13 protein-coding genes are annotated in these 17,333 nt (G+C 47.4%); 9 read left to right on the forward strand and 4 right to left on the reverse strand.

The annotated features are described in order from the left end of the window. Nucleotides 1-42: 42 nt before the first annotated feature. From ACSQ8V_RS33690 to ACSQ8V_RS33705, 4 genes are all read left to right on the forward strand, one after another. The gene (locus ACSQ8V_RS33690; RefSeq protein ID WP_436208704.1) at nucleotides 43-1,602 is read left to right on the forward strand and encodes a lipopolysaccharide biosynthesis protein; all 1,560 of its coding nucleotides are present in this window, start codon (nucleotides 43-45) and stop codon (nucleotides 1,600-1,602) included. A gap of 40 nt (nucleotides 1,603-1,642) precedes the next feature. Beyond that, entirely contained in the window at nucleotides 1,643-2,485 is an 843-nt protein-coding gene (locus ACSQ8V_RS33695; RefSeq protein WP_436208705.1) for a glycosyltransferase family 2 protein, read from the forward strand. A 1-nt stretch (nucleotide 2,486) separates the two neighbouring features. Continuing rightward, nucleotides 2,487-3,365, forward strand: a complete 879-nt coding sequence (locus ACSQ8V_RS33700) for a polysaccharide pyruvyl transferase family protein (RefSeq protein ID WP_436208706.1) — start codon at nucleotides 2,487-2,489, stop codon at nucleotides 3,363-3,365. 673 nt (nucleotides 3,366-4,038) lie between these two features. After that, the gene (locus ACSQ8V_RS33705) at nucleotides 4,039-4,842 is read left to right on the forward strand and encodes a hypothetical protein (protein WP_436208707.1); all 804 of its coding nucleotides are present in this window, start codon (nucleotides 4,039-4,041) and stop codon (nucleotides 4,840-4,842) included. A gap of 4 nt (nucleotides 4,843-4,846) precedes the next feature. On the opposite strand, the gene ACSQ8V_RS33710 is transcribed toward ACSQ8V_RS33705, so the two are convergent. From ACSQ8V_RS33710 to ACSQ8V_RS33725, 4 genes are read right to left on the reverse strand one after another with little or no spacing between them, the layout of a single operon-like run. Then, on the reverse strand, nucleotides 4,847-6,049 hold the full coding sequence (locus tag ACSQ8V_RS33710) for a glycosyltransferase family 4 protein (protein ID WP_436208708.1): 1,203 nt from the start codon (nucleotides 6,047-6,049) through the stop codon (nucleotides 4,847-4,849). Nucleotides 6,050-6,052: 3 nt separating this feature from the next. Beyond that, on the reverse strand, nucleotides 6,053-7,309 hold the full coding sequence (locus ACSQ8V_RS33715) for a hypothetical protein (protein ID WP_436208709.1): 1,257 nt from the start codon (nucleotides 7,307-7,309) through the stop codon (nucleotides 6,053-6,055). Beyond that, nucleotides 7,284-7,850, reverse strand: a complete 567-nt coding sequence (locus ACSQ8V_RS33720; RefSeq protein WP_436208710.1) for a serine acetyltransferase — start codon at nucleotides 7,848-7,850, stop codon at nucleotides 7,284-7,286. The genes ACSQ8V_RS33715 and ACSQ8V_RS33720 overlap by 26 nt, the downstream gene beginning before the upstream one ends. A 7-nt stretch (nucleotides 7,851-7,857) precedes the next feature. Then, complete coding sequence (locus ACSQ8V_RS33725; RefSeq protein WP_436208711.1) at nucleotides 7,858-8,805, reverse strand: glycosyltransferase family 2 protein; 948 nt, start codon at nucleotides 8,803-8,805, stop codon at nucleotides 7,858-7,860. Nucleotides 8,806-9,737: 932 nt separating this feature from the next. Between ACSQ8V_RS33725 and ACSQ8V_RS33730 the strand changes: the two genes are divergently transcribed. The 5 genes from ACSQ8V_RS33730 (at nucleotide 9,738) to ACSQ8V_RS33750 (ending at nucleotide 16,388) form a co-directional block, all read left to right on the forward strand. Then, nucleotides 9,738-10,892: a polysaccharide biosynthesis/export family protein gene (locus ACSQ8V_RS33730; RefSeq protein WP_436208712.1), complete on the forward strand. Its 1,155-nt coding sequence runs from the start codon at nucleotides 9,738-9,740 to the stop codon at nucleotides 10,890-10,892. Nucleotide 10,893: 1 nt separating this feature from the next. Then, on the forward strand, nucleotides 10,894-11,331 hold the full coding sequence (locus tag ACSQ8V_RS33735) for a low molecular weight protein-tyrosine-phosphatase (RefSeq protein WP_436208713.1): 438 nt from the start codon (nucleotides 10,894-10,896) through the stop codon (nucleotides 11,329-11,331). A gap of 53 nt (nucleotides 11,332-11,384) precedes the next feature. Further along, nucleotides 11,385-13,625 carry a polysaccharide biosynthesis tyrosine autokinase gene (locus ACSQ8V_RS33740; RefSeq protein WP_436208714.1) on the forward strand — a complete coding sequence of 747 codons (2,241 nt, stop codon included), beginning with the start codon at nucleotides 11,385-11,387 and terminating at the stop codon, nucleotides 13,623-13,625. 379 nt (nucleotides 13,626-14,004) lie between these two features. Then, on the forward strand, nucleotides 14,005-14,946 hold the full coding sequence (locus ACSQ8V_RS33745) for a beta-1,6-N-acetylglucosaminyltransferase (RefSeq protein ID WP_436208715.1): 942 nt from the start codon (nucleotides 14,005-14,007) through the stop codon (nucleotides 14,944-14,946). A 122-nt stretch (nucleotides 14,947-15,068) separates the two neighbouring features. Next, nucleotides 15,069-16,388, forward strand: coding sequence for an IS5 family transposase (locus ACSQ8V_RS33750; RefSeq protein WP_436206402.1), 1,320 nt, complete (start codon nucleotides 15,069-15,071; stop codon nucleotides 16,386-16,388). Nucleotides 16,389-17,333 lie beyond the last annotated feature (945 nt).

A 17,333-nucleotide genomic window follows, 5' to 3' on the forward strand; every position in this document is an offset into this window, starting at 1 on the left:
GTCGTATGAAGAGCCGCGCATTGTACGGTAGTCGGAGATAGTGTGACGGATAAAACCAACGTGCTTCTCCCTGACCATGAGCTTGCTAAACGCGACCACGACAAGATTGGTGACCGCGTCGTGAGCGGCGTGGCCGTTCTGTGGAGTGTCAATTTGCTCTTGCGGCTATTCCAGCTTGTGAGTACGGCAATCCTCGCCCGTCTTTTGACACCAGCAGATTACGGCGTTGTAGCGTTAGCGACAACCATTGTCGGCTTTATCGACATCATTTCAAATCTCCAGGTGGGCGGAGCACTTATTCGTTCCGAAAACATATCGAGAGATCATCTCGATACGGCTTTTACTCTTAATGTCATTCGAGGTGTAATAGTCGGAGTCATCCTCATCGCATCTGCCCGAATGCTTGCCAGTTTGATGCATGATGCAAGACTTGAGGCTGTCTTATATGCTCTCGCGGTGTCATCTGTAATTGGATCCGTCCACAATCCATATTTTCTGCTTTTCGCCCGTAATCTTGATTTTACCCGAGACGCAAAGCGAAGAGCTTTCGCGACTATTTGTGGCAGCGTTATTGGAATAGCAGCCGCACTATTAGTGCGAAGTTATTGGGCTCTCGTGATTGGTTCGATTGCCACGAATCTTCTAACGATGATATTTTCATATTGGAAAATCAAAGTACGGATACGGTTCTGCTTAACTCACTACCGCGACTTAGTATCTTATGGAAGTTGGATGATTTTGATCGGAACGTTAGATTATATGAATAGCAAGGTCGATTATTTCCTAATCGGCCGGGATGCTGGCAGTAAGACACTAGGCGCGTACCACGTCGGGCAGCAAGTCACAACGATGGCCACCGGCGATGTGGTCGGACCTCTAAGTAGCGCATTGCTACCAGCTTTCTCCATAATGTCGACGAGTGCGGAGCGGCTGAGAGCGGGATATCGGGACATACAGTCGGTTACGCTCGCCGTGGCGCTGCCAATTGGCTTCGGCGTTTCCGCACTAGCATCAGACTTCATCTATGCGCTGGTCGGCACACAATGGGATCTTGCGATTCCGGTAATTACCTTTCTTGCACCACTTGTGGCCTTGCAATCATTACTTGGCAGTATAGAATCGCTCGCGCTTTCTCTGAATCAGGGACGACTGTTGTTCGTTCGCACGTTGATATTTTTCTTCGTACGCGTTTCTTTGATGTTCGTGGGATTTTATATGGGTGGATTTCTCGGCATAATTTATGCACGCATGATTTCCGGGGGATTTTTCTTGCTTTATGGCTTGTGGTTAGGTGCGAACTTAGTTAACGGTCGGATGTTTGACCCATTGATTGCCAGTTGGCGGAGCATGGTCTCAGTTGCCATCATGTGGCTTGCAATCGAGGTTATGAAAACCCCAAATCATGAGCTCCAGAATTTAAGCACTTTTCAACAAATTGGGCTTTTGGCGATAAAAATATGTGTCGGCGCAAGTCTTTATGTAGCCGTTCATCTACTACTTTGGAGAGTAACGGGATTGCCACAAGGTGCGGAAAGTCGCTTGATCAATCAAGGGAAACGCATTCTTCATCTATTGCGTCGAAAGCGCGCGCTGAATACTTAATTTTCGCGATTAGCGTAATCGTTTGAGGGAAGATCTTAGGATGAAAGTCAGTTTGATCCTGTGCAGTAAAAACGGGGGCGCCCGTCTCCAGACGTGCTTGGAATACATTGCTGCCCTCGACGCTCCTGCCGATATGGAGGTGCTGTTGGTTGACAATGGCTCGACCGACGGGATCTCTCATGGTTTGATGCAGAGCTTCGCATTGGATTGCCGCTGTAGTTGCTATGTATTGCAGACCTTCGTCCCCGGAAATGCGGCGGGTAGGAACGTCGCTATCTTCCAAGCAAAAGGTGAACTACTTATCTTCATCGATGACGACTGCTATGTAGATCGAAAATTCGTGCGAGAATGGTTAAAGGTTTTTGAGGGGCGTAAATTTGGATTCGGATCGGGTAGGGTTGTTCGATACACCGAAAATCAATCGCAGCTCGGTTGCAACGATCGAGATTACGAGATTCTCTTAGATTCCTCAGGTTACGTTCCTCGGGGACTCATCCAGGGATCAAATATGGCATTCAGCCAACGTTGCCTTAATGCCACGGGTCTATTCGATTCGAGATTCGGCGCCGGTACTCCCTTTGCAGGTGAAGAATGGGATGTCGCACTTAGAGCTGGTTTAATGGGCTGGCAAGGCGGGTACTTCCCGGGCCCCACGGTATGGCACGATCATCGGCGACAGGAAAAAGAGTCGCGCCAGCGAAATTTGTACTACAGCTACGGCGGCGGCGCCGTATATGCAAAACATGCTTTTGGCTCGCGCGGTACGTTGATAATCAATCGTTTTATCCGGGAACTGATCGGCCACAGGCGCCACCCGCGCGCGCTGATCGCGCTTTTGATGGGTTTTTTCGCTTATTTTTATACGCGGATGCCAAAGGAATAAAATGAAAATGTACTTTTACAGGGGCGAGGCTCCCAATTTTGGTGACGAGCTAAATGAGTGGCTTCTTCCAAAAATATTTAAGAATTTTTTCGATCAAAACGATGAAACTCTATTCCTCGGGATTGGTTCGATTTTATTTGATCACCATCCTCGGAATAAACGGAAGCTTGTATTTGGTTCCGGCTTTGGAGGATACACATCTCCTCCTACTATCGATGATAAATGGATGATCTACTGTGTCCGCGGTCCACGTACCGCGGACGCGTGTGGACTCGATCGGAAATATGTAGCGGGGGATGCTGCAATTCTCATTAACCACTATCGACCCGAACCAATTGGCCCGTCGATTGCAGTATCATTCATGCCACATTTTCAAAGTGCATTTAGGGGGCATTGGCAAGTGGCGTGTCGTCGCGCAGGAATACATTATATTGACCCTCGAAAACCAGTCGACGCAGTTCTAGAAGACATTCAAGCCAGCCAGCTTGTGATCTCCGAGGCAATGCACGGAGCGATTGTCGCTGATGCTTTAAGAGTTCCTTGGATACCCGTATTGCCTTTCGATAAAGCACACGTTATGAAATGGTTTGACTGGGCTGAAGCTCTCGATGTCAGTCTGACCCATCATTCAATCCCTCCGTCCTCTCTGAATGAAGCGTGGCAAGCATGCACGGGGCGAGATTCAACAAAACTGCGAAACGCCAGGGGAATATTCAAATTCGGTCTGAATGGTATTGACGAAGGATTTATCGCGATCGCCGCGTTCGCCCTTCGGCGCTTAGCAAAACGGGAACCATTGCTCAGCACCGACACATCGATGCGGCGAGTTTTAAACCGCCTCGAAGAGGAGGCCGGTCGGATTCAGAGTGATTTCGCCTAACTCTCCGGTCATGTCATTCCAAGGTGCCAGGGATTGTTCTCGCATTGAACTGAGCGTGGATCTGCTTGATTATCGATCAGGCACCGCGGCGTGATCAAGCCGCTCCTGGCATGAAGAAATCGTCTTGTGGCCGCAGGTGATTTGTAGGGAAGAGCTGGCAACGAGGAGTGCCTCCGGATCAAGGGCGAGGTGGCTGGCCATCAATAAAGAGGGTCAATGTAGCCGCGCTCGGAGCTATGAAGGCTGAGATGAAACGCCCATAAACACATCCGTAAGCCGAATGTCTCGACGCCTAGCGGAGCAGAATCCTCACGTGACGCGGGCCCAATGATGTAGCTCACCGCTATTAGCACCGTGGATCCTTCTGGGTGCCATCAAGCTCACGTCTCTAATTGAGGAAATGTGGTCGCGAAATCAACGTTACCGTCATCGACTAGTTACGCAATCTGACAATATAAGTATTGAGATACATAACAATCGTTTTCGACTCGGCGGTCCTTGTTGCATAAAACCATCCCTTATGCGTTGCGACGTGAAGACTCGTTATTATTCGGATAAAAAGGTATTAAGTTCAACGATTATGGAATGAAAGAGGGGCAAAGTAACTGTATCGCTCTAGACCCACGGTCGAATATATTTCGTTTACGTTAATTAAATCGTCGCGAGGAATAAAATGAATAAAAAATTAAATAAACATCGGAAAGCAAGTATCAAACTTAAAAGGCGGTTAGTCTTTTCTTTATTTTTTGGATATCTGGCTTTATTCCCCGCGCCATCAACTGCGCTGACCATGACCCTGGAGAACATGGTCACTGATATGCAGAATCCGCATCAGCGACTTCCAAATGGAGTACCCGACAGCTATGATTGGTTTCGTCATCCCATTATTCAACAACGAACTCCGCCTGACGGCTTTAAGGCTATCACTGGATGGGGGCAGGTTTATCAAAATAACCCTGGTAAGGATGTGCAACAAAAAATCGAGATAAGAAATTTTCAAACCTATATTATCGATAATAATTTCAACGTTCAGAAGATTCAGTCAACCGATAGCGTCACTGGCGGGATATATGAGCCGAGCTATATAAACAACGAGAGTACATTCGCGTCGATAATCGCGACGCCTGCTGGTAGTACGTTAGCCCAACTTGTCGGTGAACATCCTTTTCAGTTTTGGCCGAAGGCTGGAAGAGTCAACTTCCCGAATGATAATCCGATCATCGGAATAATAGTGACGGTAGAGGCTCGCTTGTTACCTATCGAAAAATTTAAAAATGTCCCTTCGGCACCCGTCTTTATATTAAGTGTAGGGGCTGACTATTGGAAAACTACTACTTCTGCGTGGGACGAGTATCACAGCAGTAAGGGCATCGCAACGGGGAGATTCAAGTTGCTAACGCAGGACTGGCATTGTTACACAATGACCACTATGACCAAGGCCCCCCCTCAACTCGCTCATACCGCATTCGCCTGTTGATGTACTAGATTAATCGCTCATACATAGATCGTAACTGTTGATAATGCACGTCAGCATTAAAGTCCCTCATCACCTTCGCGCGACCCCGTCCGCCCATCTGAAATGCTTCCGCTTTGTGTTGCCATAGATATCGAACATGTTCAGAAAGTATTTCAGTCGATTTTGCGGGAAATACGAACCCATCCACACCATTAGATATTAATTCCGGAATTCCTCCGATATCCGCACCGATGACCGCCCGGCCCAATGCAAACGACTCGAGAATCGCCATAGGGCAATTCTCATACCATTCCGCCGGAAGTATGGTGGCTATTGAATCTTGAATCAATCGATGCAATTCCAACCCGGATTTGAAGCCTACAAAATGAACATTAATTTTCGAATGCTCGGCAGCGATTTGTCTCGCAGAGTCCATAAATGAGCCATCGCCAGCGACGATCAACGGAATATCCGGATTTTTTGCGAAGGCTCGCAACATCGTTTCAATTCCTTTAATCTTTTCGACTCGACCGAAATAGAGAAAATACTTTCCTTCGCTGCTAGAGGGGCTGAAGCGATTACAGTCAACGAAATTTCGCACGACAGTAATTTTATTAGGTCCAACACCATTCTGAATCATCCGGTCTTTGATGAACTGGCTGACCGCAACAAATTGATCGATGCTTTCAATATTTCCTATCAACTTGGAAACGTAAGATTCCACCGTGGAAACGATACTTCGTGTGACGGACCCTCGATTACAATTATGCCAAGACGCTTTCCAAAACTGCCGTCCGCCGCACGCTTCGCACGGTTTGCCGTCTCTAAGGCACGTATATACCGGACAGATCAACTTATATTCATGCAGCGTTTGTACAATCGGTATTCCCTTTGACCGGAGTTCCGATAATATTGAGGATGTGAGTTTTCCATAATAGATGTGAAGATGCGCCACATCTATGGGATTTTCAGCAAGTAGCCTTCGCATCGCGCGCTTCGCGTCTAAGGAATACATGTACCGTAGCGCGTCGCTCGTGTTCGGATTCTCAAAATTCGCGGCAGAAGGGAAATAGCGATCCCATGGAGTAGGTTTGTTCATCTCGTGTTTCGCGGCAAACGGTATCACCGCATGTCCGTGTTCCTCGAGCAGATCAGTCAGTGCGAAGAAATAGCTGTCCGAACCGCCACGAACAAAAAAATTCTGTGAAATATTCAGGATATTTTTCATAATTTATGGGGCGTTTGCGAACGCGGCCGACGGAGCTAAATAGGGGTTGAGTCGTGGGCGTTGGGCGGTTAGGGCTCCCGCCATGTAATAAAATAGAGTCATTACTAAAAAATTATTGACAATATTTTCTGAGAAACAGTAAACAAATATAAAAATTGCGGGAATCATCAGAAGTGTTCGACCGATTCGCCACACGATCAGAGCATTTAAGCCCAAAAATGCCGAAAACAGACCTGGACCAAGTTCGAAAAAGAATCGAAGGTAATCATTGTGAGGAAGTAGATTCAAGTCTGTCAGATCAAGACTGGAATCAACTCCAAAACCGAATAACTGGTGCCAAATACTTCCGGTGTCGTAGATGTTGATAATATTTATCCAGTGTTTTAGGCGAAAAATAAATGAAATATCCGTAGTTCCTGCTGCGTGTGCAAGCTCGCCGTAGTTCATGCGATCGAGTCCCAGAAGCCCTCCCGATGCCGATAAAGCCCCCGTTACCCCAGACATTGCATCCTGCATGCGTCCAAAAACCGATAATTCGGATAGTTCAGGTCCGATGGCAAAATAAAGCGCTAAGAAAATCACCGCGATCGCCATGAGTTTAAGAAAATTGAGTCCGAAATAAACCAGATATATCGCGACTCCGACCGCTACCAGCGCTCCAAGTGTCTTGAAAACCAACGCACAACCCACCATATACGCTAAAATCATCCAGCGATTAACATTTGCCAGAGCGAGTATCCAACACGAGACTACGGAGTAAAGAACCGCATTATTTCTGTTCGAAAAAAATGCGACAGTTGTATCACCAATAGCATCGCCGGTGGCTTGGCCTCTGAAGTACAAATCGAATATGGAGATAAAAACAGGAAGAAGAACGAATACACGTACCAACAGTTTTCCAGGCAATTTGTCGAAGTGATCTGATCTTGTTGATTTTCCTGCAAAGTAAAATAAAAATATAGCACCTATTTTCACAGCATCGAGAAGGTTGGTTGAATTTATGTTTACGGAGATGTTAATTGCGAGCAGTACTAAAATCCCGAATAGAATGTAGATATCCCGTCCAGGGAGACGGTGGATACCCGACGTAAGGCAAAGAATCATCCAGGCAAGAATAACTACGGCGTAGACATTTGCCAAATCCTTACTCATATCGCTAAATTGAGTGGCATAAAAAACCAGTAGCAAGAATACATACCCAAACTCGAGCATGAAAAAGCTACGGTAGCTATATTTAGCTGGCTTTTTTTCTTTGTACATATTTTTCAGAATCTGTTTGTATATTAACCAATATGTGACTTCGATTTCCGACAACTATCTGATTTTCTGCGACGTCGAAATCTACGAGTGTCATCGCTCCGATAGTGCTGCCTGATCCAATAATTATCGGACCGATCACTAGGGCGTAAGCTCCAAACTCTACGTTGTCTCCGATTACCGGGCAATCACTTTGCATTGATGTCTTTCGTTTGAACTTATTACCTATCGTTAGACCATGTCGCATAATGCAATTATCGCCGATCACTGTGTTCGGATGGATTACCATATGTGATGCGTGATAAATGACGAGTCCCCATCCAATTTTCGTCGTGGGTCTTAATTCAATATTCAGAAGTAGGTCGAGAAAAAGGTAATTTATACCGACAAAAATGACCATGATACCGCGCAATATCGCCGGGAGCCCTCGATGATGACGGAGTGTGCTTAAGCGAAAGATCAGAATAACCATTTTGGATTTCGGGATCGAATTTGATCCGAGTTCCGTCCTCAAATTCGAAAGCCAAGCTATTGTCATAGTCATCCATGCTCTAGTAATGCTGCCACCGCGTACACGCGGAGCGTAAAAGGCGTGCGCTGTTTGTCGCAAGAATGTTGAACATAACTTTGCAAAAAAAAAGGCGACGCAACCGACTGTGCTTAAGTAGACCAAAGATTAGTGCGAAAGACTGCATAATATAGAACGCGACATCATACGTGCCGCGGATTTGTGGCCACAGGAATGATTTCAGCTTGTCCGTTTGTACTGGAATTTGTGCGTACGAGAAATTTTCCAAGGCGATTTTCAAATGTGCTGCTCTTTGTCTGTCAATTTTATTTATTCCTGTCTGTTCGTTATGGATTCGATAGAAAAGCAAGGGCTCCTGAATATTAATAAGTGATCCATATTGGGACATATCGGCCCATAATTTATAATCTTCCGCATATAAATATTCATTCAAATAATATAACTTATTATTTTTTAACGTCTCTGCTCGCAGCATTACGGACGGGTGAGCGAAGCATGAACCTATCAACTGAAATAACCTACATTGCGCGTCGGTTTCAGGCATTTTCACTAGGCCGGCTTTCGCGCCAAACTTGGAAAATGAGGACCCGCACGCGACTACGGATGCATTGTCGTCCAAAAGTCGTACCTGCCGCTGCAGTCTGTTGTTCAAAGCGACGTCATCGGCGTCCATTCGGGCGATATATTTTCCTGAGGACATAGTCAAGCCGATATTCAGTGCATCTACGACGCCGGAGTTTGTTTTGTGGAAAATTTTAATACGTAAATCGACCTGCGCGTATGTGGCTACGATGTCTGATGTTCTGTCGGTCGAACCATCGTCGACGATCAGGAATTCGAAGTCGGTAAAGGTTTGAGCAAGAATCGAGTCAATCGCATCTGCAATATATTTTTCGCCGTTATAAACCGGCATTAACACCGTAACTTTAGGCACGACGTCACCTCTGAGTTGAAAATAGTTGGTTGGCACTGACGCCTTCGGTGATCGTCATCGCTTTACATCGTCTTACGATCGAGACGATAACCGTTGAAAACGAGCATTTTCGTGTAGCTCGATATTTAGAGAGTATTGGATGGTCCAGTATCTAAAGAACGGTTGCCGGCAATGCCACGTACTTTTCCAATATCGGACAAATCCATCTTGTTCGGGGCTCCATTTCAGACCGCCACGCAACACAAGCTGCTCTGACGGATGCCACCGGTGCAGTCGGACGATCTGACGCAGTTCGCGCTTCAAGGCGAGCCGTGCGAAGTTCGCCCGTCCGACTGGCGCATCCTCGACCCATGATTGCGTCCGCATGAACGAGTTAGGGCCTACCTCGTTCATGCGTAGCCCTATCTCGGAAATTCTCGTTTCAATTCCTCACAATATTTCAGTTCCGTAGTCCGAACACCATTGTCCGCAATGATCACCGTAGAGGTAGGACATTATCGGTCAAAGCCTTGTCGCTGGGCGCCAATGAGTTCCGAAGCGGTCGACGCTGGCCTAAGATATTCTGGAAAGATTACCAAGAAGATTTTTGAACACACACGCAATATCGCTAGGTTATGAAACTGAGCTCCCTGGAATTTTTATATGATAATGTCGTACCGCTTTTCCTATGGTCTTGGCGCCAGCCGGCGTAACAAATGAATTTGGGTGATTTTGCAGCATTAAAACTCCTTTGGGTTGTGGGCGTATTGTTTGGTCATACTATGCAACGGACAGCGATCTCACCTTATGCCGGAATTACGGTAGCGACATGATGTGAGCGGATCCGAAGTAACAAAGTCAGACAGATGTACGATATACGCGCGAATCGCCGCGTAACGCTGATCAGATAAATATGGAGTCCAGGATACGCAAGCGCGCCATTCCACTGGAAGAGTGTTTTTTCCTTAATCGAGGCATCGAACTTTCCCATGTTATTCAATAGCATCCGTGTTAACACAATAATCGTTCTATTGACGTTCGGTGTTTCTCTGAGTGCTTGTACGATCATTCCCGGGATGTACTTCAACGGTCGCTCCGCTATCGATCCTAGCGACCGTACGTCCATCCCAAGCGTTATCCCAATTACCATGGAACTTGTCAAAAAACAGGCAGCTGATCTAGATGCGTCACGGATCAATGCACTTGATGCGAACCAATTGACCGGAGTGCCCCGCGAATATAAGGTTGGTCCGGCCGACGTTCTATCGATAATTGTCTGGGACCATCCCGAATTGGTGCTGCCAAACCTTACATATAATGTAGGTTCGACTGTCAATGCTCCGTCAGTCGGGATGGCATCACAGGCGTTATCTGGGTATGTGGTTACTCAAGATGGATACGTACAATTTCCATACATTAGGCTCGTGAAAGTTGCAGGGCTTACGGAAAATCAAGCACAGCAGCTGATCACTGCAAAACTAAAGCCGTTTATCAGCGATCCTCAGGTTACGGTTCGAGTAATTGGATACCGGAGTAAAAAAGCATATATCGACGGCGAGGTTCGATCGCCTGGTGTTAAGCAAATTACCGATGTTCCTCCGACTCTAGCCGAACTCTTGAGCGAGGCGAACGGTATTCCATCGACCGGTGACGCAAGCCGTATCCAGCTAACGCGGAAGAATCACAATTACTTAATCAATCTACCGGATCTGCTGGAGCGCGGTGGCAGCCCGACGTCAATACCAATTGACGATAACGATATGGTGCGGGTTCCCCTGCTTGCAGAACATCGGGCTTTTGTAATGGGGGAAGTAGGTAAGCAAACTGCGGTGTCATTCCGTAGCAATGGTCGCCTGAGTCTATCGGACGCTTTGGCCGATGCCGGCGGTGTTAGTCAAACAACCGGTGACCCGGATCGAATTTATGTGATCCGTCCATCCAAGCCAGGCGATATGCCAGAGGTGTTTCATCTCGCGAGCAACTCGGCAGGTGCGATCGGCCTAGCAAGTAATTTCGAGCTTAGAGCGAACGATCTTGTCTATGTCGATGCTCCCGGCGTAGTTCGATGGAATCGCGTGATTTCGCAACTCTTAGGAACCTCTACGACGGCATATTATCTGCAGCGCACAGAGCAGAATAATTAAAATGATTCGATCGATTCTAATCGTATGTATCGGAAATATCTGTCGTAGTCCGATGGCGGTAGCGTTGTTTCGGACGCGGGTCAGCGACTGCCACGTTTTTTCAGCTGGACTGGAGGCGCTTATCGGCCTTCCAGCTGCCGAGCATGCCCAGAACCTTTTGTCTGCCAAAGGATTAAGTATTGGTGATCATCGTGCAACCCGGCTAAACGGGTTGCACTGCCAAATGGCGGAAATCATATTAGCGATGGATGTAAAGCAAAAATATATGATTGAAGCACGCTATCCGTTTACTCGGGGCAGAGTGTTTCGGCTCGGAGAATTCGGTGAATTCGATGTCCCCGATCCATACAAAAGAAATATCGAGGATTTTGAATATAGCTTGACTCTCATCGAGCGGGGCGTCGGAAATTGGATCCAAAAAATAGATAAGATAAGTTGATTTTGGAATAGATGCCCGTTAAATCTAGTTGAACGTTTCCTTGGTTCTATTCAATGAGTAAAAATAATTCGATGGCAATTGCCAATCTTGAGCAGGAAGAAGATCTTGATTTTTTTGCTATTTTAGATATTTTCATCGAAAATAGGGGTTTGATTTTAGTGATAACGGCGATATTTTTCGTCGGTGCTGCTATGTACGCACTTCTCGCTACACCCGTTTACGAGTCGGATATCATGGTCCAGGTGGAGGAAACACCCGATTCGTCTGCGGCAAAAAGCCTAATTGGCGACATTTCTTCTTTGTTCGATGTTAAATCGACAGCTTCGGCGGAGAGTCAAATTTTGGGATCTCGATTGGTCGTTGGACGCACGGTCGATCAGCTTCATTTATTTATAGAGGCAACGCCGAGGCGCTTTCCAATTGTGGGGGGGTGGATCGCTAGGCATGATTGGGCAACATTCTCCCCGGGTTTGTTGGGTTTTGGCGGCTTCGGTTGGGGCAATGAATCAATTGATGTTTCTATCTTCGACGTCCCCCCACAGCTTGAGGGTAAGCGGTTCCAGTTAACCGTCCTCGGCGCCGGTCAATACGAACTCTCAGGAAAAGCCCTCGATCACCCGTTAAAGGTGACTGTTGACAACGAACAGTCGATTGCAACGGCTTTCGGAAATATAAAGCTAAAAATTCGGAGCATAGTAGGAGGTGTTGGCGCGGTATTTGAGGTGACGCGACGCTCCCGTGACGAAACGGTAACGAAAATCCAGCATTCTCTGGACATCCAAGAAAAAATCAAGGAATCTGGAGTGCTCATTGCCGTGCTCCAGGCGAGCACGCCGGACGATGTTAGTCAACAACTCAACGAAATTGGGCGTCAATATATACATCAGAACATCGAAAGAAAATCGGCCGAAGCAGCTCAATCTTTAGTTTTTCTCAGCGAGCAGCTTCCACAAATAAAATCAAAGGTCGAAGCGGCGCAAAGCCGATATACAAGCATGCGGAATGCGCAGGGTGTGATTGATTTGACGGAAGAGGCCAAACTCGATCTAAGTCAAGCGGTCGATGCCCAAACGCGCCTATTGGAGCTCAAACAAAAACGGGAGGAATTGCGTCTTCGGTTTGGACCATCGCATCCTGCAATACGCTCACTAAGTGAACAAATCGCCACTTTGGATGAGTATCATGGCACGATAGAAAGTAAGATCAAGCGGCTACCTAACTCTCAGCAAGACACCGTGCGCCTTTTGCTTGACGTGCAAGTTAACACCGATCTATATACTTCATTGCTCGGTAATTATTATCAACTAGAGCTTGTCAAGGCCGGCAAAGTGGGAAGTGTTCGTTTGGTCGACATCGCATCCGTGCCCGATAGACCAATAAAGCCGAAACGGCTCCTTATCTTGGTGGCAGGGTTAGGCGTTGGACTAGCGATTGGGATAGCCATTGCGCTTCTGAGAAATATCCTTTTTCGTGGGGTGACCGACCCCAATGAGATAGAGCGGCGCGCAGAGTTGAGCGTCTATGCGACTGTCCCTTTCAGTCAAGTACAACATGATATCAATAAAGGTGTACAAAACAACGGCAATGGAACCGCTCTGCTGGCGCTGGTTGCTTCAAATGAGCCAGCGATTGAAAGTTTGCGTAGTTTGCGGACGACGCTCCAGTTCGCGATGTTGAATACTAAGAATAATGTTGTCCTTATAACAGGGACCGCACCCAAAGTGGGTAAATCTTTCGTGTCGGCTAATTTTGCTGCAATTCTAGCAAAATCAGGAAAACGGGTCTTGTTGATAGATTTAGATTTAAGAAAAGGCACCCTGCATCGATATTTCTCGATCGAGCGTTTGGGAGGAATTTCCGACCTAATTGCGCAAACGATGAACGTGAATGATGTACTGCACAGCGGCGTTATGGAAAATCTTGATTTTATTTCGACTGGATACCTTCCGCCTAATCCAGCTGAACTGCTGATTGGACCTAGTTTAGAAAGTCTGATTAGAAAATTCTCAGACCAGTACGATATTGTCCTAATCGATACTGCCCCTGTGTTGGCGGTCTCCGATACAGGAATAGTTGCCCCTTTCGCCGGAACGATATTCTTGGTTACTTACTCGGGAGTTACAAAGGTGGGTGAAATTACTGAATCCATTAAGCGTTTGCAACATGTCGGTGCCGAAATTAGCGGTGTAGTTTTTAACGGAATGAGCATAACAGCTGATCGATACAAGTATGGCTCGAAATACGGCTCATATCGGTACGTTGATTATAATTATTCGGCGGGAAAGCCCTCTTGAATTATTAAACTAAGTATGTATCTATGACGCGTGTAGATAAGTTCTTATTCTTTATATGAGTTGCTACGAAACCACAAACTTGCCACGGTAAGTACTTGATAGTAACGGCACATCAAATTCGGATTGTATCTGGCACAGGATGTGGTGGAGCTGCACAGGTTTCGTATTTAAATATTTTTAATGGTCATAATTTTTTAATACCGGGGCACTTTAGATGGATTTAAAACTGCGTTTATCGAACGGGGCGATTAATTTGGTTTCGACTTAAGTACTCGTTGCCGCGGCTTTTTAGCATCAGCCGCGGCGCCGTAGCAGCTGTCCGAACATAGCTGTTGATCATTGAAGATGATTTCGTTAGCCTGATCAGAGGGGTTCCATTTTGCGAATCGCATATCTAATATTGGCACATAGTGATCCAGTGCAGTTGCGACGGCTAATTCGAAGTTTATCGTCCGAAAACGCACATTTTTATGTACATATAGATAAGAAAGCGAATTCGAATTTGTTCACTAGCATCCTTAACCATTCGCGATTGAAGTTCTGCCGGGACCGGCGAGATTGTGTATGGGGGCACATTTCCCTGGTAGATGCCACATTAGATTTGATAAAAATGGCGATCGCAGATGGGGTGCAACATGATTATTTTGTATTGCTGAGCGGCGCTTGCTATCCGTTGCAATCGGTCAGGTATATTGAGAAATTTTTTAGCGATCGGCGGGGAAGCGAGTTCATCGAGATTTTTAAGTTTCCTAACGTAGAGTACGGAAAATCAGTTGAACGATTGACTAGATATTGGATAAAAAAGGATAAACCACTTATATCCATAAAGTGGGGGATTCAGAATTTGATAAACAGGTTGTCGGTTTCTAGAGATTACAAAATTTCATTAGGCGACGCGGAGCCAATGGTCGGGTCACAATGGTGGGGACTAAGTCGACATGCCGTTGTTTACATAATAGATTTTTTGGATAAAAACGTTAATTTTTATAAATTTTGTAAAAATGTTGACTGTCCGGATGAATTTTTATTTCAAACCATATTATGGAATTCGTCATTTAGGGAGAAGGTTAGCCATAGTTTAACGTTTACGCATTGGCTGCCAGGCAGGCGGAGTCCCGAAAATATTGATGCCAGTTATTTACCCGATTTTCGTCAGTCAGTGATTTATGACTCTCGGCAAAATAACTGTCCGAACGGAAAGAAAGAGGTGCTTTTTGCCCGTAAATTCTCGAGTTCCAAAGATGAGATCATGAATGTATTGGATGAAATTATATTTGAAAGGGAGCTATTATTATTTCCAATAAATTTAAATCGTAATTAGTCGGCCTTGAACAATCGCCAAAGCCTTTACTGACGGGCGTTTAAGGGCGAAACCGGATTGCTGGAATTGCAGGAGACGGGCATATTAATGCACGAAACCCTGCAAATTCTGGCGAGGTCCGAATGGGTCCGAAAGCACGTGTGACAGAGCGAGATTTCTTCCGCCAACCGCTGCTTGAGCAGATCAATTTGAAGCATCCCTTGGTGCGCTTGGCCGGCTTGATCGATTGGGAGCGACTAGGCACAGCGATGAGTGAGAGCTTCGTGTCCAGTGCCGGACGACCCGCGACATCACCGCGCTTGATCGCGGGCCTGCTCTATCTGCAACATGCATTTGACCTGTCTGATGAGGACGTCGTGTGGCAATGGGTCGAGAACCCCTATTGGCAAGTCTTCACTGGCGAGACGTTCCTGCAAACCGAGCCGCCGATCGATCCTTCGAGCCTGACACGCTGGCGCAAGCGCCTTGGTGAAGCAGGTGTTGAAGAACTGTTGGCGGCGACGATCGAAGCGGCCAAACGTGCAGGCGTGATCAAAGCGTCGAGCGTGAAGCGCGTGATCGTCGACACGACGGTGATGCCCAAGGCAATTGCCCATCCAACCGATTCACGCTTGCTCGAGCGGTGCCGTGAACATCTGGTCAAAGCCGCCGCGCGCCACGGACTCAAGCTCAGACAGAACTACAACCGCGAGGCGCCACGCCTGGCACTGCAAATTGGCTGCTACGCGCACGCCAAGCAGTACAAGCGCATGAGAAAGACGTTGCGTACGCTGCGCTCGCGTGTGGGCCGGGTGATGCGCGATGTCGAACGGCAAGTCGACCGAGCGTCGGACTCGGTTCGCACTGCGCTGCTGGAACTGATTGCCCGTACGAAGCGGATTCTGTCGCAGAAGCCCAAGGACAAGAACAAGCTGTACGCGCTGCACGCACCGGAAGTCGAGTGCCTGGCCAAAGGAAAGGTTCGCATACCATATGAATTTGGCGTGAAGGTATCGATCACAACGACTCACAAGGAAGGGCTGGTAGTCGGCGCGCGCTCAATGCCCGGCAATCCGTACGATGGGCACACGCTGGCTGAGGCTTTGGAGCAGGCGGCAATCCTTAGCGATGTCAGTCCGGAAGTGGCGATTGTGGATCGGGGTTACAAGGGCGTCGCGCTCGACGGCGTAAAGATTTACCACCCTGGTTTGAGGCGTGGCATCACGCGTGGGCTACGGGCGATGATCCGGCGGCGTAGCGCGATCGAGCCGGCCATCGGTCACATGAAAGCGGATGGCAAACTCGATCGTAATTGGCTCAAAGGCGCGTTGGGCGATGCGATGCACGCGGTACTGTGCGGTGCCGGCCACAACCTGCGCATGATCCTCAGGAAGCTGCGGTTTTTTTACGCCCTTATGCTGGCCTTGTTGTTGAACACACTCGCTTGCAAGTCCCTATCGTGACTCAACTCGCAGCGAGCAAAATCAATTGTTCAGGGCCGACTAATTAATCTGCTCGACAATGGTAGTCGATCCTTAGTTTTGTCGAAAGAAGACGGCGTAAGCCGCATGCAATGAGACAAATGATGTAATTGATTTAATGGAGGCTAAATCTAGGTGGGGTGGGCTCACGTAACCCTTGTTTGCATACGTTGTTGTGCATCTATCTGCTAAGTCAGCGTTACTTTGATGAAGGAAGCTGGGCCTGGGATTTGCACGGTCATTCGATCGTACGCGGCTAGGCACTCAAGCCGTTGCCGGTATTGGGTCGACCCTGGAACAATACCCAAAGCCTTTGCCGATGGTTGTTTAAAGGCTAAATCGGCATTGCTGGAATTGGAAGATAGAGGTATATCAATGCTTGAAATATGCAACTTCTGATCCAGTCGGGATGGTCCGAAACCATGTGTGACGAACTGAGATTTTTTTCGCTAGGCGTTGCCACTGATAGTGGTCCGCTCAATATATCGGTATGGCTTCGTGAGAGAATAATATTTAAAAACGTTTTCGCTGCCTAGCAAGCGAAACCTCTATGATGGATACCGAAACAATAAATGCCAAAACAGAAACGGGAACCCAAATGACTGAAAAAACTGCATGTCGCCATTGCATAATTGCCTCCGACTAGTTGAGACAAGTCTGAAGGGGAGCGGTGCAAGCGGTCTGTGCGGCAGGAAACGTTGGAACCGGATCGCCCCCGCTGGCTAACGCCTGGTAAGTTGTCCGTGATCAGTGTCTGGCAATCAAAGTGCTAGTACGTGGGATCGTATCCACAAAATCGAACGGACATCTCCGGGGTCTGCCCAACGGTGTTGGGTTCGGCGCGAGCGAAGCACGGCTGGACGGATTGTCGTCGATCGTGCCGTTACTGAGCGAGTTGCCATGTTCCAGGTCGATGACACGCTGAAG

The sequence above is a fragment of the Caballeronia sp. LjRoot31 genome, from assembly GCF_964253885.1.
GTDB lineage: Bacteria > Pseudomonadota > Gammaproteobacteria > Burkholderiales > Burkholderiaceae > Caballeronia.